The organism is Pedobacter polysacchareus (genome assembly GCF_019802255.1).
Lineage (GTDB): Bacteria > Bacteroidota > Bacteroidia > Sphingobacteriales > Sphingobacteriaceae > Pedobacter > Pedobacter polysacchareus.
The window spans coordinates 457877-484678 of the sequence record NZ_JAHYSS010000005.1 but is presented as its reverse complement, the minus strand read 5'-3'; the positions used below and the strand labels follow the sequence as shown (position 1 = coordinate 484678).

14 protein-coding genes are annotated in these 26802 nt (G+C 42.5%); 3 read left to right on the top strand and 11 right to left on the bottom strand.

Annotation, left to right across the window (positions count from 1 at the left end; all coding sequences use genetic code 11):
• Window positions 1-3: 3 nt before the first annotated feature.
• From K7X70_RS16640 to K7X70_RS16605, 8 genes are all read right to left on the bottom strand, one after another.
• A complete protein-coding gene (locus K7X70_RS16640; protein ID WP_222538106.1) occupies window positions 4-765 on the bottom strand; it encodes an alpha/beta fold hydrolase in 762 nt (253 codons plus the stop codon).
• On the bottom strand, window positions 756-1055 hold the full coding sequence (locus K7X70_RS16635) for an acyl carrier protein (protein WP_222538105.1): 300 nt from the start codon (window positions 1053-1055) through the stop codon (window positions 756-758). The genes K7X70_RS16640 and K7X70_RS16635 overlap by 10 nt, the downstream gene beginning before the upstream one ends.
• Window positions 1043-5317 (bottom strand): type I polyketide synthase, encoded by a 4275-nt coding sequence (locus K7X70_RS16630; protein WP_222538104.1) that lies wholly within the window; start codon window positions 5315-5317, stop codon window positions 1043-1045. The genes K7X70_RS16635 and K7X70_RS16630 overlap by 13 nt, the downstream gene beginning before the upstream one ends.
• Window positions 5318-5319: 2 nt before the next feature.
• Window positions 5320-12366 carry a type I polyketide synthase gene (locus tag K7X70_RS16625; RefSeq protein WP_222538103.1) on the bottom strand — a complete coding sequence of 2349 codons (7047 nt, stop codon included), beginning with the start codon at window positions 12364-12366 and terminating at the stop codon, window positions 5320-5322.
• 516 nt (window positions 12367-12882) lie between these two features.
• A complete protein-coding gene (locus K7X70_RS16620) occupies window positions 12883-14895 on the bottom strand; it encodes a RagB/SusD family nutrient uptake outer membrane protein (protein WP_222538102.1) in 2013 nt (670 codons plus the stop codon).
• A 6-nt stretch (window positions 14896-14901) separates the two neighbouring features.
• On the bottom strand, window positions 14902-18315 hold the full coding sequence (locus K7X70_RS16615; protein WP_255607329.1) for a SusC/RagA family TonB-linked outer membrane protein: 3414 nt from the start codon (window positions 18313-18315) through the stop codon (window positions 14902-14904).
• A 219-nt stretch (window positions 18316-18534) separates the two neighbouring features.
• Window positions 18535-19641, bottom strand: a complete 1107-nt coding sequence (locus tag K7X70_RS16610) for a FecR family protein (RefSeq protein ID WP_222538100.1) — start codon at window positions 19639-19641, stop codon at window positions 18535-18537.
• A 107-nt stretch (window positions 19642-19748) separates the two neighbouring features.
• Window positions 19749-20321 carry an RNA polymerase sigma factor gene (locus K7X70_RS16605; protein ID WP_222538099.1) on the bottom strand — a complete coding sequence of 191 codons (573 nt, stop codon included), beginning with the start codon at window positions 20319-20321 and terminating at the stop codon, window positions 19749-19751.
• Between the two features lie 775 nt (window positions 20322-21096).
• On the opposite strand from K7X70_RS16605, the gene K7X70_RS16600 reads away from it, so the two are divergent.
• From K7X70_RS16600 to K7X70_RS16590, 3 genes are all read left to right on the top strand, one after another.
• Window positions 21097-21486, top strand: coding sequence for a hypothetical protein (locus K7X70_RS16600; protein ID WP_222538098.1), 390 nt, complete (start codon window positions 21097-21099; stop codon window positions 21484-21486).
• A gap of 157 nt (window positions 21487-21643) precedes the next feature.
• Complete coding sequence (locus tag K7X70_RS16595; protein WP_222538097.1) at window positions 21644-22015, top strand: VOC family protein; 372 nt, start codon at window positions 21644-21646, stop codon at window positions 22013-22015.
• A 385-nt stretch (window positions 22016-22400) separates the two neighbouring features.
• Window positions 22401-22982: a PhnA domain-containing protein gene (locus K7X70_RS16590; protein ID WP_222538096.1), complete on the top strand. Its 582-nt coding sequence runs from the start codon at window positions 22401-22403 to the stop codon at window positions 22980-22982.
• Window positions 22983-23090: 108 nt separating this feature from the next.
• Here the strand turns inward: K7X70_RS16590 and pncB are convergent, their stop codons facing one another.
• From pncB to K7X70_RS16575, 3 genes are all read right to left on the bottom strand, one after another.
• On the bottom strand, window positions 23091-24284 hold the full coding sequence (gene pncB, locus K7X70_RS16585; protein WP_222538095.1) for a nicotinate phosphoribosyltransferase: 1194 nt from the start codon (window positions 24282-24284) through the stop codon (window positions 23091-23093).
• Between the two features lie 22 nt (window positions 24285-24306).
• Complete coding sequence (locus K7X70_RS16580; RefSeq protein WP_222538094.1) at window positions 24307-26046, bottom strand: thiamine pyrophosphate-dependent enzyme; 1740 nt, start codon at window positions 26044-26046, stop codon at window positions 24307-24309.
• Between the two features lie 101 nt (window positions 26047-26147).
• Complete coding sequence (locus tag K7X70_RS16575) at window positions 26148-26801, bottom strand: YceH family protein (RefSeq protein ID WP_222538093.1); 654 nt, start codon at window positions 26799-26801, stop codon at window positions 26148-26150.
• Window position 26802: the final 1 nt, after the last annotated feature.

Below are 26802 nucleotides of genomic sequence, written 5' to 3'. Positions count from 1 at the left end.
TCATTAGTTCTTAAAAAATGTTTCCATTAGGGTTCCAATGCTCAGCGGATATTGAATCGGTACATTATGATCACCATCCAGCTCTAGCAATTCTACTCTTTTCAGCTTCTTTTCCAATCTTTTACCAGCTTCCAGACAATTAGAATCTTTACCATATAAAAGCAAAGCTTCCTGCGGAATCGCGGTGATTTCTGCCGCGCTGAAAAATTCTCTTTCTTTAATCATATCCGTTTTTATCGTCGTTTCATGGAAGAGATATTCATACATGCGGTGGTTGCGTTCCATCTGTCGCTTTCCCATTTTCACTTTTGTGGTATCCGTAAAATTGGCCACATAATGCTCCAGAAATTCTCTGCTGTATTCATCAATAATGCCTCTGGTTTTATCGTCACTAGGATCCGGTGCTTCAATAATGGCTAGCTTTTTCACCTTTTCAGGGAAACGGGCTGCCATTTTTAAAGCAATCAGTCCGCCGAAACTATAACCCGCCAGATGCACCGAACTCAGGTTTAAATGTGCCAGCAAGTCCGACAAATCGTTCGTCATCTCTTCCAGGTCATAACCATCTGCCTGCTTTTCACTTAAGCCATGACTTTTCAAATCATACATGACCACATGAAAATGCTGTGCAAGAATTGGCGCGATGTTAAAATAGTAGACGGAAAGGTTGCTAAACATCCCATGAACCAGTACCAGCGTTTCTGATGCGCCGGTATTGAGTTCCTGGATGTGTACGCCCCGGTTATTGACGCTGATTACTGGCATTCCTCGATATAGTTAACGATGGTGCCCAGGTTCAGATTGATCAATTGATCAAGATCCATGTTCGACAACCATCCTGTAAAATCGATCTGCGCTCCGAAATGTGCTTTTATCTTCTCTGAAAAAGAGACAATCTCTATGCTGTCCATCTCCAGGTCTTTGGTAAAAGAACTTTCCATCGTAATGTCCATTTCTTCGACAAATTCTTCCCCAATTACTTCGGTAATAAATTGTGTCATCAGGTCAAAAATTTCGCTGCTGTTTAGTTTCGTAGTTGATATTATAGTGTCCATCCGATGATATAGTTATGGTGTTTAATAGTTTTTATGATTACTTCATTAATTGTCAATTCTTCGCCATTGATTGCCTCAATCACATAAGCTTTAGGGTTCCCCTGCAGGCCTTTTCCCAGGTATTTACCATAAGCTTCTTTGGCTACCCAAAAACGGGTTGCCCATTCTGAATGCGCTTTATCCGCCAGTAATGCCTGTTCATGAGCAGAGAACACCAGCTCGTAAAAGCCTTCACTCCGCTCCTCAATGCGTTCGATATCTATGCCTACAGGCCGACCGAATCTGGCAATTCCAACGGCATCTGTGCCTTTATGGGCTATGGAAATCTGAATGTCCTCCATCTTGTCTCCATGCAGGTAAGGCTTGCGGACTTCGTCCGATCTGACCTCAAATGCAATCGGATAACAGGCCTCGTTTTTCTCCTGTTTTAAGAGGTTTCTTACCGCATCTTTTACGGCCACCCGGCTGATCATCCATTCTTTCCGCTTGTTCGGCAATAAGGAATTATGGTGTTTCTTTTCTTCCTGATTGAAATAGCGTTTCAGGATAAAATCCCAGGAAACGACACGCGTGTAGGCGTTATGGAACATGAAAACTCCCGGTGCCACCTCCGCTGAAAGGCGGTTGTGAAGCGGCGACATAGAAACCCGCCATAGCGCTTCATCGATCTCTAAACGCCTATTCTGCCAACCAGTAATGATCGCCCAGATCTTACCTGCTCTTTTCATCATGATATTGGCCGTCGCAAATTCATCCGTCAGTTCGGTCAGCACACAGGTACATTCAAAAGTTCCCTGCTGATTGTTCATCTCTCCAAAAAACTCTATTTCCTGTATTTTCACAGGGAAAGCAATCCTATCTTTGGTTAAAAACAATTGTAACCAAAGGCCAAAAAGCTGTCCGGCGTTGTCCAGCAAAGAACCTTTACCGCTGCTCCCTTCTATGAGTCCAACAATTCCTTTTTCCCCTACTTTGATCAGTTTTCTGATGCCCTGGTAGCCAGGGCCATGAAACATGTGTTCTTCATAAATCTGAGTTTCCGTACGGTCGATATTCAAAGACGCACCGACTTCAAAGTCTTGTGGGACTGCTGCTTCCAGCTCATGACTCAGCAGGACCTCTGCATTTGCGAAACGTTCCAGATTGAGGTATACCAGATCTTCCGATTTCCATTCGCCAATTATTGTTTCTCTGAAAGGCCTGGAAACATTCATCCACTGAAACACTTTAATGTTCAAAAGTTTATGCACCTGAGCCCCCGGTAGCTGTTCCGCAGCAATTTCTCCGAACATTTCAAAAATCATGGTCATAGGAATCACCGGATCCATATCATCCACACAGTGCCAGCCTTTCGGCTGCCTCAATAAGGAATGGTCGATCAGGTACGGACAATTTTCCAGGCTCACATCCAATGCTTTTGAGAATGGCAGTCTTTCTTTTTTGGTCAACGGAGAAATCAGCTCTTTTTCAGTGTTTCCGGGATAAACAGACTCGGTTAATGCAGCCGAACCTCGACTTATATTTCCTCTATTCTGGAAAAACTCCAGCAGCTCTGACTGAATGCCCATCATTTCTTCTACATTCTCCTGGAAAGCTTTCATCAATGGGTCGGCCTGATCCTGAAGAAGGGCTGTTTTTTTAAAGGCATTACTTTGCGGAATGTTTAGTTTTTTTAAGCCCTCTAAACCGTTAACAATAGGCAGTCCCAATTGCAGTTTGATCGTCTTTCTTAGCAAAGGCTCTTCTTTTTCATAGCCCAAAAATGCCATTCCAGCTTCCTTTCCTTCTACGAATAAAGCGGCCAATACACGCTGTAACTGGGCAATACCTGATCTCAATGGCACATTTGCAGCGATAGTACTGCATGCCTTACCTTTCAAAGTATCATCGATAAAACCGATTAAACCACCAGATCCAACCTGAATAAATACCCTTGCTCCTTCTTCATATAAGCGCTCCGTTAATTCGCGGAAACGAACGGGTTTAATCAGGTGTTCCACACTCAATTCCCTGATGGCTTCGAAACCTTCCGGATACAATTCCAGTGTAGTTGCCGACCATAAAGGGAATTTTGTTTTCCGGAATTCCATCTGGCTCATTCCTTCCAGCATCATATCTAATTTATCCGCCACAAATGGGGAGTGAAAACCAGACTGAAAAGGCAGGATCTGATGAAAAATCTGTCTTTCCTTTAAAATAGGTATCAATAGCTCCAGTGCCGAATTGCTGCCGCAAAGGATCACCTGCTGTGGGCAATTGTCGTTGGAAAGGTATAAATTCTCAATGTCCTGCATCATCGGCTGCAGCTGTTCTATACTACATCCGACCGCGATAAAGCGGGAATCTTTCAATTCGAAGGTTTCCGGGTTGAGGATATTCAACAGCTGCAATACCGAAGATTCTGCGGCGAGCTCCGAAGACCTTGCCGCCAGCCATTCCCCCAGACTATGTCCGGCATTCATCTCCGGCAATACGCCCAATTGTTTCAGCGCGGTATCCAGCACACTGCTCTTATTCAATATTTTCAGGGCCTCTTTCAAGAGGCCTTCCGTTTTAGTCTCTTTTTCCTGAGGGATCTTAAAGTATTCCGCCACGGTATTCACTTCACCACCTGCCAGTCCATCTAAGCCAGGAAACACAAAGGCAATTTTACCGCCATTGCTTAATAAAGGACTATTGCTATACCAGATGTCCTGCTTATTATGCCAGGGCATATTTTTAGCAGCAATTTTCAATGCTTTTTTTATCCTTTCCGGAGAAGGGTTGAACAAGGCGATTCGAAAAGAACCATCGCCAGGGTGACGATCTCCTTTTTCTAAGGCCAGGAGCAGTTCTTCCTGACTTTCGCGGGCAAGCAATAAAACTTCATCCACTAATGGAGCACTATCGTAAGCTTCCAATACCAGGTGTGCATTGATGCCACCAAAACCAAAAGCATTAACTCCGGCTACCTTCGGCAAACCAGAATCCGTCCATTTCTGCGCTTCCTGAACCACCATAAAACGGCTGTCTTTCAGCTGTGCAACTGGTTTTATACAATGAAGTGTGGGCGGTATAATTCCATGATACAAAGCCAGTGAAGCTTTGATCAATCCAGCAATTCCCGCAGCGGGCATGGCATGGCCGATGTTTGATTTCACAGAACCAATTCCCGCTTTAGGCAGGCCAGTATCATTTCCAAAAAACTGAGTGAGACTTTCGATTTCTGTTTTATCCCCCAAAGCTGTTCCTGTTCCATGCGCTTCCAGGTACCCGATATTTTTAGGTTCCAGACCTGAATTGTCCCAGGCTTGTGAAATCGCTTTTAGCTGTCCTTTTACGGAAGGGCTCATCACACTTGTGCCACTGCCATCACTGCTCACGCCGACTCCTTTTAATACCGAATAGATCTTATTTTGGTCTCTAACCGCATCTTCAAGGCGTTTTAAGACGACGAAACCGCAGCCTTCTCCAATGATCAATCCATCTGCATTTTCATCAAAAGGGCTAATCTGTCCTTTTTTTGATAAGGCACCCAGCTGAGAGAAAATGCTCCAGAAAGCGGCATTTTGCCCTACATGAACACCACCGGCAATCACCATATCACAGCGTCCGCTATTTAGCTCCTGCACGGCATGATCTACGGCAATCAAAGAACTGGCGCAGGCGGCATCCAGCGTATAGGCCACACCACCAAGGTTAAGCCGATTGGCCACTAAGGAAGCCACCAGATTTGGAATCAGCCCCATTGCCGTATCCGGGCCAAAACGGCCTTTACGCAGCTGGTATTCTTTCTTTACCTGATCAATTTCTATTTTCGATAAATGAGGCATCAGGTCTTTTAACAGGCTCGCAATCTGCTCACCTGTTCTTACAATTTCAATGGCACGAGTGGCACCAGGTCCTGTATAATTTCCTTTACCAATGATGATTCCTGTTTTTTCAAGAGAAGAATTCTGCTCAAATACCCCCGCATCAGCCAGTGCTTTATGCACCAGACTGAGGGTTAGTAAATGATCCGGCTCGGTGCCTTCTACCGCTAAGGGAAGGATCCCGAACTTCGAAGGATCAAAGTCGAAATCCGGAATAAAACCTCCCCTGTTGCAATAGAATCGGTCTACACCAGGTGTATGCGACTCAAAATGTACCGGATCAATGCGATCTGCTGGCACGGGTTCAGTCGCATCCACCTTGTTGATGATATTATGCCAAAAGCGTTCTACATCTACTGCACCCGGAAAGATGCAGGACATGCCAACAATGGCGATTTCAGTTTTCTTCATAGCTACCAATTGTTTCCAGCCATGATGAGTACCTGACTTTCATTTCCGTACTTCAGCTCATTCAGAAATGACTCCATTCCTTCCTGCAATGGGATCATTGCAATCCCTCTGCGCTCATATTCTTTCTCTAAAGAGGCGGAAACCATTCCGGCACCTTTCCATGGCCCCCAATTGATGGCCATCACTTTTCCGGTGATTTTCTCTTTTAAAGCCCAGGCGTACCTGTCCATCACACTATTGGCAGCGGCATAATCTGTTTGTCCGCGGTTTCCATATACAGAAGCGATGCTGGAGAAGAAGATCACAAACTTGGTATCTCTTCTCAATTGTTCAGCAAGCACTCTCAATGGGTTCACCTTGGTTTCAAATACCCTTTGAAAAGACTCCAGACTCTTATCATGGAAAAGTTTATCTTCCAATAGCCCTGCCCCATGAATCACTCCGTCTATACGGCCATACTGTTCATACACATGACTGATCAGTTCGCTCAATTTGGCCTCATCACGTAAATCCATGGCGCAATAAGTGACAATAGAGCCTGTCATTTCTAAGGCGGTAATCGTTTGAAGCACCTGGTTGTTTTTGAAAATCCTGGCCGTTTCCTGCTCGATCTCTGACGGTTTTTTAAGTACGCCGAGTTTGATCAGGTAAGTCCTGATTTCTTCTTTTGTTTTCATGAAAGAGAACTGCTCTAATCCATTTGACCTCGGATCAGGAGAGCGGCCAACTAAAATATACCGGCATGGATAATCTTTAGCAAAGTGCATGGTTAATGCGGAAGTAATGCCCTGTGCACCACCCAGCACCAATACTACGGCCTCTTTATCCAGCTGGATATGCGCAGCGGCATTACCAATCACCAGCTGCTCTGGAATGAGCTCCAAAGTTTGTCGGCCCTGGTCATTATAGATCACCTCTGAAGGTAAATCCGGGTTCAATACCTCAGTTAAAGTCAGCCTGGCAATATGCTCCGGGCTCAGCTTCGTCGTTAAACTCAATACCCTGAATTTTGTATTTTCATATTCCTTATCCAGACTTTTAAACAGTCCTGAATACCCCTGAAAACGTCTAAGTAGTGTGTTATCTCCGATATCATTCAGGTGACCCTTCGTATCAGAGACCACATACACCCATTTCATTTCCTCCAGATCCAGCTTTTTGATCAATCCAATACAATCCATCATCTCTGTTTGATTGCTGGAACTGAACATATTGAGGATCAAAAGTCCCTGATATCCTTTGAGGCTATCCTTTGGAGTAACAACAGTTACAGCTGCCCCCTTCTCCTCGAAAACTGTTTTGATCGCTAATGCCTGCGGCCCTTTATCATCTGTGATGGCAAAACGCATCCCTTTAAGGCTTACAGGTATTTCATTTATTAAGTTTGAAGGAGTCAATTCAAACCGCAACCTTGATAAAGGTTCGTTATTTCTGGAGCTGATTCCACTTTCTTCAATGATCTTTTTTGCTTCCAAAAAGGTCTCTGAACTTTCCGATTCGATCTCTGCAATCCAGTTCAGCAGCCCATTCAAAGTTTTGATGGCGGCTAATTTCTCCATCAGGTCATCATCGGCTTCATCGCCTTTGCTGAAGCCGATTTTTGTTTTTAGCTCCCCGATGATCTCCATTCTTTTAATAGAATCGATACTTAAATCAGCCTCCAGATCCAGGTCCATTCCCAGCATATCCTCCGGATAACCAGTTTTTTCACTGACCACCTTCAGAATAGCTGATTTTATCGCCGGGGGGCTCAATTTCAGCAGTCCATTTCCTTGCACTGGAGCCAGCTGCGATGCTGCTGCAGTATTTTCAGTGTTCAGTGTTTCCCCACCAACAATCGCAGGAGTATTATTTTCTTTGATCCAATTGACCAGGCCGCTCAAGGTTTTAATTCCTGCGAGCTCCTCCATAAAGGTATCTTCGTTTTTTCCGGCATCACTAAAACCACCTAATTCTGTACGCAGGGCACCAATGATTTCCATTCTCTTAATAGAATCGATGCTCAGGTCTGCTTCCAGATCCATTTCCATTCCCAGCATATCCTGTGGATAGCCCGTTTTATCACTCACAATCTGCATCAGCACCATTTTCACATCAATATGAATCGTTTTTGCTGCTATTGGTGCTGCAGTAGTTACCGATGGGCTCAGTATTTGTGCCGGAGTGGTCATCGTTTGCGGGGTAACCGGGGTTGCGCTGATGATTTGAGGATAAACCACTGGATTAACGTTTAACTGCTGCTGTCCTAAAAAGGTTAGCATCACATCACGCTGTGCCTGAATCATCATTTTCATGCTGTTCAAATACTCCTGCATCATTTGTTCTGCTGCATTGGAAGGGCTTGCGGTATTTTCTATTCTATTTTTCAATTTTATGGGTTCTATGATTGGTAATGCGCCATAAGCTGGCAGCTTTCCTGTAATCGGCACGGCGTGCTGTCCATTTACTGTCCATACAGTAGAGTTTTTTTTATATTTTCCGACCTCACCAAGGTCTAATAATCTGGCATCACGACCTTCAAAAAGCTGTTCAATTTTCAGCTCACGACCGGTTGCCATATAAGCTGCGATCATGCAAAGCAGGTGTGTGATTTTGTTGTGCCCATTGTCCTCTGCGTAGAGTATCAATTCGTCTTTGGCAATACAGGCTTTCACCAGGGAGCTGAGGACTTTTCCTGGCCCAACTTCAATGAAAATCCTGGCCCCATCGGCATACATTTGCTGTACCTGTTCTACAAACCTTACGGGTTTCACGAGATGTTCAGCTAATCTTTCCTTTACAGCCAAGGCATTTTCAGGATACAATCCAGCGGTGGTATTTGACCATACCGGCAAGGTCAGCTCCTTGAAATCAACAGGACTTAAGACTTCCAGATAGCCTCCTCTGGATTTCGCCATGATCGGGCTATGAAAAGCACAGGCCACTTCTAATAATCTGAAGGAAATTTTTGCAGTTTTCAGATTGGCGCTGAGGCTTTGGATGGCGGGCGTTGTTCCTGCAATCACCAGTTGAGTTGGGGAATTGAAATTAACCGGATAGATGTCTTCCATTCCTTCAATTAATTTCAGAAGTTCTTCCTGATTGCCATTAACGGCGATCATCGCTCCGGTATCTTCTCCTGCTACGGCCTCCAGAATTGCTTTAGCACGCTGCTCACTCAGGTAAACCAGCTGATCTTCCTCAAAGGCACCTGCAAAGCATAAAGCGGGTAATTCACCGTAGCTATGTCCGGCCACCATATCAGGCTCTATCCCCAAATCTCTTAGGAAATTGGCCAATGCAAGGTCTACAATTCCTAATAACGGCTGTGCCATACGGGTATCTTTGATCCTTTCTTTTTGCGCTTTTAGGGAAGCTTCATCAAAAACGGCATTTGGAAAAAGCACTTGTTCCAATACAGGATTTCCTTTCAAGAGCTTGCGCATGGCCGGGAAGATGACAAATAAGTCTCTGGCCATATTGATGCGCTGACTACCTTGTCCGGGGAACATAAAGGCCACTTTACCGGCTTTCTTTTTAGTGATATAGGTATCGATACTCTCTACCCCCGATAAAGCCAGATCAATTTTCATGATCAGATCCTCGGGACTGTCGGCCACCATACTAAACTGTACAGGTTTTCCATTTCCAAGGGCCAGACTATAGGCAATGTCTTTTAAAGGGACGCTGTCGTTGTCGTCCAGCAATGTTTTCACAGTAATCAGCCTTGCTTTTGCTTCTTCATAAGTATCCCCTCTGAAAACAAAAAGCTCAGAAGGCCAGGATTTCAATGCGGATACCTGATCCGCAACCGGGTTGCTGCTTTCTATTACGGCATGGAAATTTGTTCCGCCAAAACCGAAAGCACTGATACCGGCATAACGTTTTTCTTCCATCCACAGGCCTGCTTCCGTATGAAAAGCAAAAGGGCTTGTTTTACCGTTATAATAACTGTTAGGGCTCTTTAAATTGATGGTTGGCGGTTTTACGCCATAATAAGTGGATAAGGTAGCTTTAATCAAACCGGCTAAACCGGCAGCACATTTCGTATGTCCGATTTGTGTTTTTACAGATCCAAGGTGCGTCTGATTGGCTGTAGCACCAGATTGATGGAGCATATCGGTAAGCGCGCTCAATTCTGTCCTATCGCCAACAACCGTTCCTGTTCCATGGGCTTCTACCAATCCAAGTGCAGCAGGGGAAATTCCCGCCTGACAATAGGCACGTTCCAGGGCTTTTACTTGTCCGGATTTACGTGGTGCGGTTAAGCCAAGGCTTTTACCATCACTGGATCCACCAATCCCTTGAATCACCGAATATATCGTATCTCCATCTCTGATGGCATCTTCTTCTCTTTTCAGCACCAGCATGGCCACTCCTTCACCCAGGGCAATTCCATCTGCTTCCGCATCAAAAGTCGCGCATCTGCCTTTGCGGGAAAGTGCATGTGTACTGGAAAACATCAGGTAATCATTGATGCCATTGTGCAGGTCTGAACCACCTGCCAGTACCATATCAGATTTTTCCAGGAATAACTCCTGACAAGCCAGATCCAGTGCGGCCAGGGAAGAAGCACAGGCAGCATCCACCGTGAAATTGCGTCCACCAAGGTTTAGGCGGTTCGTAATCCTTCCGGAGATCACATTGGCGAGAATTCCAGGGAAGGAATCTTCTGTCATCTTTGGCAGGGCTGCATCCAGTTCTTCTGGCATTTCTCCGAATACCTGTTTGTAGAAACAACGGAAACTGTAGCTATTGGCCAGGTCATTTCCACCTTCCGCACCAATAATAACCGATACGTTTTCGGCATTGAAACTCCCTTCTTTGTAACCAGCGTGTTCCATCGCCTGTCTGGCCACCATTAAGGTCAGTAATTGCGTGGGTTCAATTGCGGCCAGCGACTGCGGTGGAATGCCGTACTCCAGGGGATCAAAATCAACTTTCGGAATAAATCCCCCCCATTTGGAATGCGACATTTCTCCTGCGGTAGAGGTAGGATCATAGTATAATTCTTTATTCCAGCGTTCATCTGGAACTTCTGTAACGGTATCTTTGCCAAGCACAATATTGCGCCAATATTCTTCCAGGTTTTTTGCTCCAGGGAAAATACAGGCCATACCAATGATGGCTACTTTAAGCGATTTTTCTTTCGCTTCCGGTACTGCTGCCAGCTTTGCTTCCTGAATATAATGGTAATTCCGATCTGCGACTTCCTTGTGCAGGTCCAGGATCGATACCACGTTATGACACATCGAAGCAATCTGACCAATCATGTACATGCCCAGGTCCAGCTGTTCCTGTTCATTTATGCTCAATAGTTGATCACCTTTACGTTCAATGCCTTTCGCGGCAATGCGCAGACGTCCTACATTGAGGGTTTCCAGTTTCTCCCAGATTTCCTTTTTATCAATTCCTTCCTGCTGAAGTTTTTCTTTCTCTGCATTAAAGAATTCCGCAAAGGGCGAGTTTAAGCACCTGGTTTCATGACCAGGGGCAGTTTCCAGTAATACAGTATCATTTGATAACAATGCCTGCTCCTGGAATTTCCCCTGAATGGCCCCCGTACTTACTGCTTCTTTTGTATATAAATAGGAAGTCCCCATTAACACCCCTACTTTTACCCCTTTAGCTGCCAGTGGGGCAGCCATCACGGCGATAAAAGCAGTAGATAAGGCATCATGGATTCCTCCTGCAAAGAACACACTGATCTGCGCTGGCTGCTCTTCTTTTAACAGGCGCTCGATCTGTTTTTCCCAGAGTACCATGCTCGACAATGGGCCGACGTGCCCACCGCATTCCCTGCCTTCAAAAACAAATCTTTTTGCACCTTCTTTAAGAAACATATCCAGCAAGGATGCTGAAGGCACATGTAAAAATGTTTTAATGCCCAGTTTTTCCAAAGGTTTTGCCTGAGAAGGTCTTCCTCCGGCAATTAAAACTACCGGTGGCAAATGGGTTTTGATATAGGCCATCTGCTCATCCCTCAATTCCTGAGGCGCAAAACCAAGCACGCCTACTCCCCAGGTTTTAATTCCGGCGAGTTTTTTAGTCTCTATCATCAGGTTTTCGGCAGTTTTTCCTTTCAACAGAGACAGCGCAATAAAAGGCAGTGCTCCTGCATCGGCAACGGCATCAGCAAATGATGCCACATCGCTTACTCTGGTCATCGGCCCCTGGGCAATCGGATAAGTGATGTTCAGGTCTTGCGCGAGCGGATTACCCATACTGATCACATTCAATGATTTAGCTTGATTTAAGTGGCCATAAATAGCCTCTTCCATTCCAAATACCAGTTGATCTAGTTTCTTATAACGCGCTACAAGATCTATTGACAAGGCAATATCTTGTCCGAGGGGAAGAAAGTTTTCTGCCAGATCAAAGCCATTAAAATACTTTTCCAGGTCTTTTTCTGTTGCCTGGTCTTCCAGCACCGGAGAATTTGGACGTACCAATACGCGGCAATTACCTATTAATCTGGTTTCATTTCCATTTAATTTTTCAGCAACCAGTTTAATTGCTTTTGGCGCTGTACATTCCGGAAATAAGGTCAGCTGACTGTCCAGGACTACTCCTGTGGCACCAGCAGCCACCAATGCTGCTGCAGTATGGATGCCTACGCCGCCCTGCACATAAATGGCGATGTCTTTAATTTCCTTGACAATACGCTGGAAAAGGACATATGAGGATTCATATCCTACTCTTCCGGCACCTTCATTGCCTTTTATCACGATAGCAGCGGCACCTTCCGCCTTTGCTTTTCGAGCTTCTTCAATATCATGTACCTGGTAAAACAGCTTTAAACGCTTGTTTCCAGTAAATTTCTTGCCGTAGGGCAAAATCACCATTGTTACCTGTTCAGGTAAAATGAGGTCCTGCAGCTCCTCCGAAACCAGGCATACGCCAAATTGCTTCGCAGATTTCTGTGTGAGTTGTTCAAGTGCTTCAGCAGCCCTTGCCCTATCTCTACCGAGATGGAGTACAGGAAAAGCCTTGGCATTTGATAATGAGAGTGCGAGATTCACATCGGGCCTTTCATACGGAGTTATTCCAATAATTAAGGGAGTTTTCATATAATTAGGGATGATTAGGGATTCAATTTTTCGTGTAATTCTAAAACCAATAGGAATATTAGATTAGAAACAGTATTTTTGAAAAGAAAACACCTTGGTTTTTACTCAAAGTAGCTCTATGTCAATAAAATCATGCGTTTTTAGAATAATTATTTATTAAAATCCTAAAAAGACAATAAAAAGCTATAATCCTACGCTTCTATATTGACAAAATTACTACTATAATCATTCGACGACACGAAAAGTCTAACAATGAACAAAAAGAACAAACAAAAAAGGCCAAAAACAAGACACACAGGCAGATAACTTAACAAATACTTAATGTTAAGCTAAAAATCAAGCACTAAAAATTCGTTCTGGCTTGTTCATTTCTTCAAAACAAACATATAGGGAGTAAAAAATCTAAAAAGGCGATGTCTAGAAATTCCTTTAACGATCCTGCGGCCTCGATCGGGTCAAAATAAAAAGCCTTAAACACAAGAAAGGTGGTCTTAAAAAACCACCTTTCTTGTCCTTTTACCATCCAGGATTCTGGATTAATTTTTTACTTATTGTAATCTGACTCAAAGGGATTGGGTACAGATACATCGCGCGAGAAAAGACCCTCGGGGCACGATCATAATCATTGCGTTGATAAAAACTGAGGTCATCGGCTTTACCATCCATATTCATTCCATGAAAAACGCCTCCCTGACGACCTTCCGGTTTATCGGCAATCATCCATCTGCGCACATCAAAATACCGCTGCCCTTCAGTGAACAATTCAATCTGACGTTCTTGCCTGATTGCTTTTACCTGTGCCGCATACTGACCAATCACACCTGTTTTAAGACCACTGTTCTGCAAATCCAAATATCCTGGAATCCCAGCTCTCAACCTCACTTTATCCAGGTAAGTAATAATTTCAGGATCAGCTGGATTTATTTCATTTAATGCTTCTGCATATAACAGGTAGAAATCAGCCAGGCGGAAAATAATTGATGGTCTGAAAACCGATCTAATACCAGAACCAACGGTCGGATGAATCGTTCTGTTGCTTCGCTTATAACACAGGTACCCAGTACTAGGAAATCCACCGATACGATTGTCATTATTCGCAATCCCACCATAGCCAGGCAGCGGGTTCACAGAGGAAGAAATACCTCTGGCAAACAACACTTTTGTCGCCTTTGAAGTAGCAGCAGTTGTCCCTTGTAAAGCCGTATTCGACACCACATCGTGCCAGCTTTTTCCCTGATAAGTAACTGATGCATAAAAACGCGGCTCTCTGTTGGCGTACATATTTGAAATATTTGCATCCGTCATGATCACCGTACTGCCGCTTTTTACAAATCTCGTAGCTGGATTAGGAACATTAGAAAAACCAACCTCTGTATATTGAGAACCTGTATCATGAATATCTAAACCATCTTTAGTAAAGAATGCATCCACCATTTCCTGTGTTACACCCAGATTAGCACCAGTGCTTCCACCTGCTGTCACGGTGATATCTCGTGGTGTTTGATTGGCTTCTACTGCAGCAAAACTCTGAATAGGATTCGCCCAGATAATTTCTTTGTTATACCGCTGAAACAGTTCATAAATATTTAAATGCGGATTGTTGGCAGTGGCACTATAATATAGCTCATAATTACCTGCATTGGCGAAATCAATAAAGTCTTTCACTGCATTTTTTGCCTTTACCCATTTACCAGGATCCTTCGCAGGAAACAGTTTTTTTCCATCACTATTCGTCAGGGCTAAAGCTTCCGAATAACCTCCATTGTACAATGGAGAGGCAGCATACATCCAAAGTTTAGCTCTGACCGCCAGGGCAACACCTTTAGTGGGGATCGCCAGCTTGTTTTCATCAAAGCCGCTGGCAAATGAAGTTGAAAACCTATTTTCTGATAAGTCTTCCTTAGCTTTCAGCAAATCAGCATCGATTGAAGCCAGAACCTCATCTACAGAGTTCCTAAAAAAATCAACATTAGGATCTGTAGGATCGGCTTCCGTATTCATAATTGGAATTGGCCCATACTGCTCAAACAATAGATAATGCGAGTAAGCCCTAAAAAAATAAGCCTCTGCTTTTAATTGCTTTAATTCGGCATCATCAATAAAGTCTGGATCACCCTGTGCACCAATCACCCTTCCTGAATCAATATAAATGGTGGCTTGACGGATCACCTTGTATAAGGTTGCCCATCGGTGAAAAGTGTTACCTGGAGCGGTACTAGCCGTATAACCCTGAGTCACGATGTTTCTTAGTACGCCGTTCGCATTATTTTTAAGCTCATCACTCATACTCGCCCATGGATTTCCCAATCCGTTGGCATTAGAACTTGCGGAAGAATAGTCCGAATAATCGGGCATGGCCTTATAGATATAGCGCTGAAACCTTCTGGACTGCCCGGGATTGGTAAAGATAAACCCTTTACTATCTGACTCTGAAAAGTCATCACTAACATCCAGGTATTTTTTGCAGGAACTAAAAGTAAGTAGGGTTAATATTTCTACGAACAGTATTAGATATGTATATTTTCTCATGACCTTTTAAAACTTTAATTCTACACCGAAATTAATTGTACGCTGAATAGGATATTTCAATCCTGAGGAAGTACCGCCTTGTTCTGGATCCCAATATTTAACATCATCCCAGATGATGCCTAAATTTTGTCCAAGTGCATATAACCTTAAGCCCTGGATACCCAATTTCTCCAATTGTTTCTTATTGAAGGCATAACCAAATTCCAGATTTTTAAACCTTAAAAAGCTGCCGTTTCTTAGGAACCAGGTGCTCCTGCGGTTGTCATTTAAATTCGTATTGTTCAATTGTAAACGTGGCAATAAAGCCGATGGGTTCGGATTATCTACCGACCAATGGTTGTTCGAAAATCCCTTTGCCGAGGTCGTCATCGGGTCTACCCCTACAAAAGGAATCATCGCCGAAGGCTCCAGATATACACTGGTATTGCCTACCCCCTGGAAAAAGGCGCTGGTATAAAACCCTTTATAAGTGAAGTTAATACCAAAGCCATAAATGATTTCAGGATTAGCCGTTTTCGCATTTGGCGGTGTTTTAGTCCAGTCACTGTCGTCAATTACTCCATCATTATTTAAATCTACGTACTTGATATTTCCGGGATAAACCGGTCCGAATTTCGACAGTGGCAGTCCTGCTTTTAACACATAAGATTTGGCACCATTGGCAGGATTAGTAGTAATGTCAAAATCATTGTCGGTATACAGACGTTCAGCCACCCAAGCATCTACCTGACCAATACTTGTTCCGGTTGAATTCTGATAAGAATTGGCCCTTGGAATTTCATCCATTTCGATGATTTTATTGTGTGCATAGGTAAAAGTCCCTCTAACGTTTACACCCAATTCGCCAAATTTCCTATTGGCATTTAAACTGGCATCAATCCCTTTATTGGTCACCACACCGAAGTTTTGGAATGGATTATTCATAAAACCTGCGACCTGGTTTACAGTATTGCGCTGCAAAAGGATATCATGTCTCTTATTGTTAAAGTAATCTATAGTGAAGTCAAGCGCTCCTTTAAAGGCCATCAGATCGACCCCTATATTTCGCTTTTCTTCAATCTCCCAGCTGATCGTTGGATTATAAGCTTTATTCTCATAAATCATGTTACCAGTGCTATTTGTTCCGCCACCAGAAGTCATTCCCAAAAAAGCCGTTTCCGTAGACCAGGTAAGCGCCTCTTTATAAGGGAACCTGGTATTGGAAACCTGATCATTACCTGCACGTCCTATAGATAGTCTCAGCTTTAAGCGGTCTACCCCGATTGCATCGAACATACTTTTCAATCCTTTTTCATTAGAGATGGTATACCCTAAACCGAGTGCCGGAAAGAAACCAAATCTATTTCCTGCTGCAAAGTTCTCACTTCCGGTAAAGCCGAAACTGGCATCGAAAAAATACTTATCTTTATAACCATAGCTGCCACGTCCAACAATTCCTTGTTTTTTATATAAGTAGGGATCATTTTGCAGCTGACTTTCTTTCTGCATGTACAACAATAGGCCTGATACGGAATGATCTTCAGAAAAAGCACGGTTATAATTCAATGAAGTTTCCATGTAAATCCGCTTATTACCTTCTGAGAAACCACCACCAGCAGCCTCAGTAGCGGTATTTAAACCGTTTACAATTTTTCTGAACAACAGGTTGCCATCCTCATCTCTCCCTGTAGCCAGATACTGACTTGGTGTACGTGTACGGTTCACCTTCGAAAGGAAATCGGTATCAAAACTTACACTACCTTTTACGGATAAACCTGGCACAAATGGCAGTTTTTGCTCTAAGCCAACATTTGTTTGCAAAGCCACACGGTATTCTTTCGCATAACCCGAGAAATTCAATTGGCTATAAGGATTTTCATATCCTGCGGCAGCACTATATCTGGAAGGGAAATTGTTAGAATAGATCATAGGGATCAAATGCGGGGCGCTACGCATCATATTCGAAAATATAGCTGCTGTTCCAGTCCCAGGGTAATTAGTTGTCAGGTATTGACCACTCATATCGACACGCAACAGTGTCGTTTTGGTAATATCTAAATCTACATTAGACCTTAAGTTGTATCGCTTTAATCCAATGTTGGTATTATATTTTGCCGTTCTGGCGAACTCATTGGCATCAACGGGATTAGACTTAAACAGTCCTTCTTCTGTGTAGTAAGAACTGGCTACAAAAAAACGCAGTTTATCACCACCACCACGGAAATTAAGGGCATACCGCTGACTGATTGCATTTTTTTCCAGCAGGTCCATCCAATTGGTATTGGGATAAAGATCCGGATCTTCTCCACTGGCATATTTTGCGATCTCTTCTTCTGTTTTATAAGGAATAAAAGCGCTCATGTCCGGATTTCCTTCAGTATTCCATTTCGCTTCATTATAAAGACGCAGGAAATCCGGGGATCCTAAAAATGAGAGGACTCTTGTAGGTTGATTTACGTTGTAATCTGCTCTGAAATCTATCGACGTTTTTTGGTTTTTCCCTCTTTTGGAAGTCACCAGGATGACCCCATTCGCACCTTCAGCTCCGTAAATCGCCGTAGCTGAGGCATCTTTCAAAATGGTAAACGTCTCTACTTCTTCCGGACTAATGTCTGAAATTTTTCTGGGTACACCATCTACCAGCACCAATGCACCGGTTCCTCCGGCAAAAGAACTGATTCCTCGAATCCATATTTCGGCATTGTCATAACCAGGCTCCCCACTTCTTTGGACGGCAAACAAACCAGCCACTTGTCCGGCCAGGCCATTCTGCAAACTTCTGCCCGGCAATTGCAGCTGCTCCCCTTTAATGGTAGAGATGGAACTTACCAGCTGTGAGCTTTTTTGTTTGCCATAGCCTACTACCAACACTTCATCCAGGCTTCCCTGAGTTGGTTCTAATACAATATTGATGTCGAGTTTATTGCGTACAGCCATATATTGTTTCTTATAACCGATATATGAAAACTCAAGCGTGTCGGTTGGCTCTACTTCAATGGTATATTTACCTTGGTTATTGGTACTCGTTTTACGTTTACCACGTACCACTACCACGTTTACACCCGGGATTGGATTTGACAATTCATCACGCACCTCTCCAGATATTTTATAGGAAAATGCGGCTTTCATTTTCAGGATCGATGCTTGTTTTTCCTGAACAATGATCGTTTCGGTATCAATTGAATAGTCAAAGGGCTGGTTTTGAAAACAGATTTTCAGGGCTTCCGACAGGGAAACTTTATTTACAGATATACTGACCGGAGCCGCCTTCCCAAGCGTATTGGAGGCAACCACAAGGTCAAAACCGCTTTGTTTACGGAGTTCTTTCAGTACGGTTTCCAGGGAGGAATGATGTAAATTAAGCGTAATGTTCTTTTGGGCATATCCAGCCGCGCTGACTTGAAGGATAGCTGTGGTGACCAGTAAGAGAATCAGTTTCATGGTGCGTATTACCCTAATTGCCCTACTGGAATTCCAGCAGGAACTTATATTATAAAAATTCATACATTTGGTTAGTTGGTTTTAATGAAACAAGGGTTTAACTTTTGTTTCAGGTTGAGTTGATGACTTGAACGATTCGATAAAAACTATAATCCAGCTTTTTAGCCGAAAGCGTTCCCGCGCTTTCGGTTTATTCACCAGATCATGTCGTATGTAGAGTTATGGCATGACAGTGACCCTCCTTCCTTCTACTTTAAATTTAACTTTACGACTCAGTTGGAGGACCCGCAATACTTCCGAAAGTTTCTTTTTCCGGGAAACGGAACCCATCAATTTAACATTACTGAGGTCGCCTTTATAAATCACTTCTATATCGTACCATCTGGCGATTTGACGCATCACGGCTTCTACAGATTCATTCTCGAAAGTAAATCTTCCATTTTGCCAGGATACCGCAGTTTCCAGATCTACCGTTTTCACGGTAAATTGATGATCACTTAAGGCAGATTGTTCTCCTGGAACAAGGTTTTTGATAGATTTCCCTGCCTTACTTACCTGAACACTTCCTTCCAGCAAGGTGGTTAAAGTGAGGTCTTCATCGGCATAGGCATTAATGTTAAAATGAGTTCCTAAAACGACCACCTCCTGTCGCTCAGTAATCACCTTAAAGGGCTTATTTTTATTTCTGGCGACTTCAAAATAGGCCTCTCCTTTTAAGGTTACCCGACGTTCATTTTTTGATGCAAAAGAGGTAGGAAAGGTAAGTGAAGAAGCGGTATTCAGCATAACCGTACTGCCATCGGGCAGAACGACCTGATATTGTCCACCTGCCGGAGTTTCTATGGTATTGAATAAATTGCTGTTGGTATCCTCTTTCCTGACAACATAAACCAGCTTCCCATCTTCGGTTTTGGTGATATGAATCCCAGACTGGCTTGCCACATCTCCATTTTTTGCGTCTGTTAATGAAATGCGCTGGCCATTGCCCAGTACCAAAACCGCTTTATTGCCGCCAGGAAGAATATCTTGTGATGCAACTTTTAATTCCTTAGAATGCCCCTGCTGTTGATGGATAAGGTAGCCTATACCAAGCCCTATCACCACAACCCCTGCAGCAGCTATTGATGGCCATAATCTGATACGCTTTGGCATTGTTTCCTGATTGATCACCGCCCACATCTGCTGCTCTGCCCGCTCCAAATCAGCTGCTGTTAAATCAACCTGCTTTTCCAGACCCAGTTGATGAAACCAATTCTGAACTTGAATCTGCTCTTTTTCCGTACATTGATTGGCGCGATATTTTTCTAATAGCTCTTTAGCATTCATAAGGTAACTGGTTCAAATCTTATGAATTCTGCAAGCTGTTTCTGAAACGACGATAAGCTGCAGTCTTCGGAATCAATAACAGGCAACTAAAAGGCTTAAGGTACGTCTTAGAAAAAAAAATGTAAAAAAACACAAGCACCCAGTTTTGTGCGCAATATTTTTAGCGCTCTTTTGACTTGAGTTGCAACGGTATATTCTGATATATTCAGCGCTAAAGCAATCTCTTTATAGGACAAATGATCTTTTCTGCTCAGTTCAAATACCTCCCGCATCTTGGCAGGAAGCCTGTCGATTTCTTGGGCTATCAATGCTGCAATCTGATGCTCGCGAATTAAACTATCCGCACTCTCATAATTACTCCCTAAAAAATCATCCAAAGATTCCAGGTATTTTGCTTCAATTTCCCGATGCGCAAAGATGTTTAAAGAACGGTTTCGTACTGCACGGTACAAATAACCTGCAATATTTATATCCAGACTCAAAATATGACGCTTGTTCCAAAAGGAAATGAAAACTTCCTGAACCACATCCTCAGCTTCCCCCTGATTGTTTAATTTTCTAAATGCATAAAGGAATAACAAACGCTGATACTTTTTATATATCACCATATATACCTCCCTATTTCCCTCACGGAGTAGTTGCATTAATTCCTGATCACCTTCGATTATATTGTATGACATAATAAATACATAATAGCGAATATATATATTATTCAAACATTTAGCAATCATCAGTTTAGCTGTTCAAAAACAAGCCCCTAATGAAAAAAACAATAGTTTTATCTTAAAGAAATCGAATTGGCAAGATGAAATTCTTTATAAATCCTCTCTATGCTGATAGAATATATACTTATTTATTTCAAAATATAGCCATATTGTATGACATATTAAGCGAATTTATCATTCAGCTATCAAAATAAACAACCAAATCAGATAAAAATATCTTATTCAGATTACGCAGCATAAAAAATATAAAAAGAAATTATTTTTCTATAAATTACGCTTAAAACAACTTATAGATAAGAAAAAGATTTTACTGTAGCTGAAGAAAGCTAGGACATTTACTAAAGAACCGGTACAAAACTATCATCCGATTCTTAATAAGACAGGCTGTATACTGGTCGGATACTGGTCGGACAGAGATCGCCCTTATTTTAGAGTTCCGAACCCCTTCCGAACCTTAAGCTCTTCCCGAGCAACACCACAATTATTCTCCTAAAAAATTGTATTCAATTTTATACACAGTTACTCAATTTATTGGATTTCTCGAAAACACCCACCTGCTTATTATTATTTCTAATTGAGAAACAAGAAATAGTATAACTATTTAATTTCACATAAAACACATGAAACCACTAAGTTAACACAAAAAGTATCTTTATTAGAAATAACTGGCATACAAATTGTATTTAGGCTCATCTTAATTAAGATTTCAATAATCAATACAAAAAAAACAATGAAAAAAATCACAAAACTTCTATCTCTAACCATGGTATTAGGATTAATGCTACTCATGTCTTGCTCGAAAGATAAAGACAACTCACCTTCAGGCTCACACAAAGTTATTTTTAAAGCCATTGCTTCTTCAGGAAGTTCTATTCAAACTGCATTATATACTGCTGGCAGTGGAAAAACTGAAAATTTCACCAGTTTAACCGGAGAAACCTGGACAAGCACTGAATATACAATTGACTCCAAAGACCTTATGGTAAATTTTGGCGCTAATGCGATTGGAAAAGATGCTACTTCTACCCTTATTGTTGAAATTTGGGTGGATGGTGTTAAAAAAGCAGATGGAAAATCAACCGGAGCTATATTAAGCGCTTCAGCGAATTACGCTTTTTAGTAAAAAATAGTTAAGATAAAAAGAAAGGGCGTCATCCATTAAAGATGATGCCCTTTCTTTTTTACTCAAAATTCTACCGAATGAAAATCAGGAAAAAATAGGTACTTTTAATAAAGCTACTGACGGTGATGAGATTTTAAACTTAACCAGAATCAATATGAAATTAGGCGCCTGCTCTTTCAGCCTGAATGTAAAAGACATTCAAGCTTCAAAACAGTTTTATGAAAATCTAGGGTTTAGCGTTTTCGCTGGCAGCCTGGACATGAAATACCTCATTATGAAAAATGGGAATGCTTTAATTGGCTTATTTCAGGGCATGTTCGAGAAGAATATGATTACTTTTAATCCGGGTTGGGACGAAAATGCACAAGCTCTTGATGCGTTTGATGACATCAGAGTAATTCAGCGCCAACTGAAAAGTGCAGGATTAAAGTTAGAAACTGAAGCAGATGAAAATACAAGCGGCCCTGCGAGTTTAATCGTGATCGACCCAGATGGGAATCCTATTCTTTTTGATCAGCACGTTTAACGTTATCTATAGCAGCAGTGGATAAAGTTAATTCATATCTAAAATCAGCCATTGTGCTACCCAATCTTCGCCAAAAAAAGTGGTGTTGAACCTAATAAATAAGACACTTTATCAGTTCCTGGGAACTGCACTTTCCAAAGTACAGATTTCAGTCCTTTCGGGCTATTTTGCGCATAACAATTGACAGATAAAGCAATGAAGATGAGAGAAAAGAGCGCTCGCAGTTTAAATTTTGAGACCATGTTTTCTAAATATAGTCATAAAAGGAAAACACCATACATGAAAGATGAGAAATTTGAATAATAATGGAAAGCCAGTTTGCCGTCTAAATTAATTATCTTCGCGCCTTTGAGTCGATTACAAGAACATTTTTAACATAAGTACCATGAAACTGGAAGAACAATTACTGAGTAGAAGCGAAAACAAATGTGAACTATGCCAATCTGCGGAAAAGCTTAAAGTATACGAAGTTCCTCCTCAAACTGCAAATACTGCCGACAACTGTATCTTGATTTGTGATAAATGTTTGGCTCAAATTGAGAAAAGAGAAGAATTAGACAGCAAGCACTGGCAGTGTTTAAGTGGCAGCATGTGGTCCGAGGTCCCTGGAGTTCAGGTGGTTTCATGGCGCTTGTTGAACCGCTTAAGCAATGAAAGCTGGGCAATGGACAACCTGGATATGATGTATCTTGAGGAAGATCGTTTGGCTTGGGCTAAAGCTGCAGACCTTGACAATGATGCCGTTGCTGAACTTCATAAAGATTGCAATGGTGCCTTGCTTCAAGCAGGTGATTCTATTGTACTGACGAAATCTTTAGATGTAAAAGGTTCTACTTTAAATGCTAAAATGGGTACGGTAGTGAAGAATATCCGCCTGGTAGAAAACAATACGGATCAGATTGAAGGAAAAATCGAAGGGCAAGTGATTGTGATCCTTACAAAATATACTAGAAAACAAGGGGCCTAATCCTTTTTAATCTGTAATAAAAAGCGCGCTGCAATTCATTTTGCAGTGCGCTTTTGTTTTAAGAATACCTTGGTTTAAGATAAACATTATTAAAGGCTGTATTCTACACTAAAAATCTTCAATCTGCAATATCGTTTTCGCGAGATTAATCATTCTTTCTGTGCCGGTATATTTCCCATGTTCATCAGATAATTTCACCACTTCTGTCCATTCTCCATCTTTAGGTTGTGCTTCCGTCATTTTAATTACAATATTCATGGCTGCTGGTCCGGCATCATTGGTTAAATTGGTACCTATTCCAAAAGACATCCCTATTTTCCCCTGACAATGCGCTGCGATTCTTTCCACTTTATCGTAATTAAGACCATCAGAAAAGATAATCGTTTTGGATTTAGGATCAATCCCCATTTTCTGATAATGATTGATCACTTTATCTGCAAACAGCAAAGGGTCACCGCTATCATGTCTGACACCATCAAACAACTTCGAGAACATTTTGTCGAACTGACTAAAAAACACCTCTGTGGTATAGGTATCAGAAAGGGCAATTCCTAAATCTCCACGGTATACATTGACCCAGTGTTCCAATCCCATGGCATTGGCCATTTTAAAACCATATCTGGCGGCATGAAACATGAACCATTCATGGGCATGCGTTCCAATTGGCTTGGTCTGATAACGCATTGCCATGTGTACGTTGCTGGTTCCAATAAATGATCCGCTGCCAAATTCGTTTAAAGCTTGTAAAACCGACCGGTGCACCTCATAGGAATACCTTCTTCTTGTCCCAAATTCTGCTACGGTTACGCCAAGCACTTTATATTTTTCTATTTTTTGTGCTGTGAGCTGCATCACTTCTTCATTGCTGATCCGATGCGAGCCATTCAGCACATAATACAATTCGCAAATCAAGGACATTAAGGGAACTTCCCATAATATCGTTCGATACCACAATCCTTCTACGCGCACTTCCAGCTGATCTCCATGCTGCTCGATTTGTACTTCCTCGGGCTGATAACGGTAACCTTCCAGGAAATCCAGGTATACCGGATCAAGATACGGGCAGGTCACCTGCAGGAAATGTTTCTCCTCTTTTGTCAGTTTGAGCAAAGCCATCTGATCCACTGCAGCTCTTAAAGCCTCCGCAAATCCTTCAGGAAAAGAATGTTTTCCACGGTTGATGAACTTATATCTTGCTTTTGCTGCCGGAAATAGACGGATCACCCCTTGCTGCATGGTGATTTTATAAAAATCATTGTCAAGGATAGAGGTAAGGGCGGTGGTTGGGTGTATTTGGATCATAAATCGGACACAAATTTAAGCTTTAATCTATGATACTTTTTAAATGTTTGTAATTCGATTTCACCGTATCCAGTACTTCGTCGAACTTGCCACCCAACATCAGTTTCGTCATCGTGAGTGCCATCCCTTTCATCATTTTAAACTCAATTTTTGGTGGCATCGCCATTGCGTTCGGATCCGTCATCACATTGACTAATACTGGACCATCGTGCATAAATGCGGCTTTCATCCCCTCCTCCAGCTGGTTAGGATCATCAATTGTCATTCCTTTAATGCCCATCGCGGTAGCCACTAATGCAAAATCCGGATTAACCATATCCGTCTCCGAATCTGGAAGTCCTGCAACTTCCATTTCCAATTTTACCATGCCCAGAGACCTGTTGTTGAAAACGATCAGTTTAATGGGTAGGTTATATTGTTTGATGGTAGCTAAATCTCCCAGCATCATCGACAATCCACCGTCTCCGCACATCGCCACAACTTGTCGTTCTGGACTAGATAAAGCAGCACCAATGGCATGAGGCATCGCATTTGCCATAGAACCATGGTTAAACGAACCCAGCATCGTACGTTTTCCTGTCGCATCAATATATCTGGAACCCCAAACACAGCACATTCCGGTATCCACCGTAAAAATGGCATCTTGAGCAGCCAGTTTATTGATTTCAAAAGCAACGGCTTCCGGATGAATCGCATCCTTTTCCCCTTTATCTGCAACATAAGTATTTAAATGTTCTTTTACCTTTTCATAAACTTTCAATTGAGCGGCCAGAAAACTATCATCGGTATTCGCATCTAATAATGGAAATAGCGCATTTAAACTGGTTTTTATGTCTCCATGAAGTCCCATATCCAGCTTAGCTCTCCTACCCAGTCTTTCTGGCTTACTATCGATTTGCACTAAAATTTTATCCTGCGGAATAAAGGGCACGTAAGGGAAATCTGTGCCTAATAAAATCACCAGGTCACTTTCATGCATGCTATGGTAGGCAGATGGCAAACCAAGGAGGCCGGTCATCCCAACTTCATAAGGGTTATCATACTGGATTCCCATTTTACCCCTGAAAGAGTAACCCACAGGAGCTTTCAGTATTTCTGCAAGTTTAATGACCTCATCATGTGCTTCGACAGCACCGATTCCACAAAATATAGCAATCTTTTTATGTTTATTGATCAGGCTGGAAAGTGCCAGTAGCTCTTCTTCTGCCGGGCAGATGCTTGCTTTAGAAAAATAGGTCTTATCTGCAGACATATTTTCGACTGCGTCCATGCTGCTCACATCACCAGGCAAACCAAGAACGGCCACCCCTTTATGGTGAAAGGCATGCTGCAAAGCAGCCTGTGTCATTCTTGGCAGCTGAGCCGGAGTGGTGGCAATTTGATTGTAATGACTGCAATCATCAAAAAGTTTGGTGGTATTGGTTTCCTGAAAATAGCCGGAACCGAATTCAGAAGTTGGGCAGGTAGAAGCTATCGCTAGTACTGCAGCTCCTGCACGATGGGCATCATAAAGGCCATTGATCAAATGCACATGACCAGGCCCGCTGCTGCCCGCACAACACGCAAGGCCATGCAATTCTGCTTCCGCAGCGGCAGCATAAGCCCCTGCCTCTTCATGTCTCACATGGATCCAGCGGATGTTATCGTTGCGTCTTACCGCATCATTTAACTCATTTAAACTATCGCCTGTTACGGCATAAATACGCTTAACACCTGCTTCAACAAGCATTTCCACCAATTGTTCTGCTACTTTTTTTGACATAGTATGATATTTTTAGGACCATAACATCGCAGATCAATAGGAAATGGATGTTACAAAAGAATAACACCAAGTTTTATTGATAGTTTTAGTAGAATAGGTTTTTAGCCCATCAGTTCTTTCATCAGCTGAGCAAAAGCGGTCTTTAGTTCGTCCAATTCTGTTTCGAGTTTCAGCACCCGGTTTTCCAGATCTGTGTTCGTCTTTTGAGGAGCTTCTTCTGTTAAGTCTTCTGCATTTAGATCTGGTGTACCAGAAAGTAAATGTGCGTAACGCATTTCTTTTTGTCCAGCTTTTCTCGGCAATTGGATGACGTAAGGAGGCTCGGCACCTGTTAAGCGTTCCAATACGGATTGGACTTCTTCCAAAGAATCGAATTCATACAATCTGCCGGAATTGGTATTTAGCTCTCCTGGAGTTTGAGGGCCTCTCAACATTAAAAGACAAAGAATAGCGACTTCCTGAGGCGTTACCGGGAATACAATCGCGAAATTATGCTTGTATTTAATGCTGCGGCTTGATCCTCCGGTGGCCGTAGAAATCAATCCTTTTCTTTTGAGGGTGTCCAATGCCAGTACTACAATCTGTTCGTCATACTGAACCACAGGTTTTCTTGAGGTCTTTTGATTACAGGCAGCCGTCAGACTGTTGATCGTCATTGGATAATATTCAGGGGTAGTTTTAGATTTCTCCATTAAAACGCCTAGCACACGAAGTTCTTCTGCGTTTAATTCGGGCAAAGTTTGTGTTGATTCCATG

Excerpts from the sequence above, each read along its gene's own strand:
- K7X70_RS16615 (WP_255607329.1), bottom strand. The coding sequence starts at position 18,315 with ATGAAACTGATTCTCTTACTGGTCACCACAGCTATCCTTCAAGTCAGC.
- pncB (WP_222538095.1), bottom strand. The coding sequence starts at position 24,284 with ATGATCCAAATACACCCAACCACCGCCCTTACCTCTATCCTTGACAAT.
- K7X70_RS16610 (WP_222538100.1), bottom strand. The coding sequence starts at position 19,641 with ATGAATGCTAAAGAGCTATTAGAAAAATATCGCGCCAATCAATGTACG.
- K7X70_RS16625 (WP_222538103.1), bottom strand. The coding sequence starts at position 12,366 with ATGAAAACTCCCTTAATTATTGGAATAACTCCGTATGAAAGGCCCGAT.
- K7X70_RS16635 (WP_222538105.1), bottom strand. The coding sequence starts at position 1,055 with ATGGACACTATAATATCAACTACGAAACTAAACAGCAGCGAAATTTTT.
- K7X70_RS16620 (WP_222538102.1), bottom strand. The coding sequence starts at position 14,895 with ATGAGAAAATATACATATCTAATACTGTTCGTAGAAATATTAACCCTA.
- K7X70_RS16590 (WP_222538096.1), top strand. The coding sequence starts at position 22,401 with ATGAAACTGGAAGAACAATTACTGAGTAGAAGCGAAAACAAATGTGAA.
- K7X70_RS16605 (WP_222538099.1), bottom strand. The coding sequence starts at position 20,321 with ATGTCATACAATATAATCGAAGGTGATCAGGAATTAATGCAACTACTC.
- K7X70_RS16630 (WP_222538104.1), bottom strand. The coding sequence starts at position 5,317 with ATGAAGAAAACTGAAATCGCCATTGTTGGCATGTCCTGCATCTTTCCG.
- K7X70_RS16595 (WP_222538097.1), top strand. The coding sequence starts at position 21,644 with ATGAAATTAGGCGCCTGCTCTTTCAGCCTGAATGTAAAAGACATTCAA.
- K7X70_RS16575 (WP_222538093.1), bottom strand. The coding sequence starts at position 26,801 with ATGGAATCAACACAAACTTTGCCCGAATTAAACGCAGAAGAACTTCGT.
- K7X70_RS16600 (WP_222538098.1), top strand. The coding sequence starts at position 21,097 with ATGAAAAAAATCACAAAACTTCTATCTCTAACCATGGTATTAGGATTA.
- K7X70_RS16580 (WP_222538094.1), bottom strand. The coding sequence starts at position 26,046 with ATGTCAAAAAAAGTAGCAGAACAATTGGTGGAAATGCTTGTTGAAGCA.
- K7X70_RS16640 (WP_222538106.1), bottom strand. The coding sequence starts at position 765 with ATGCCAGTAATCAGCGTCAATAACCGGGGCGTACACATCCAGGAACTC.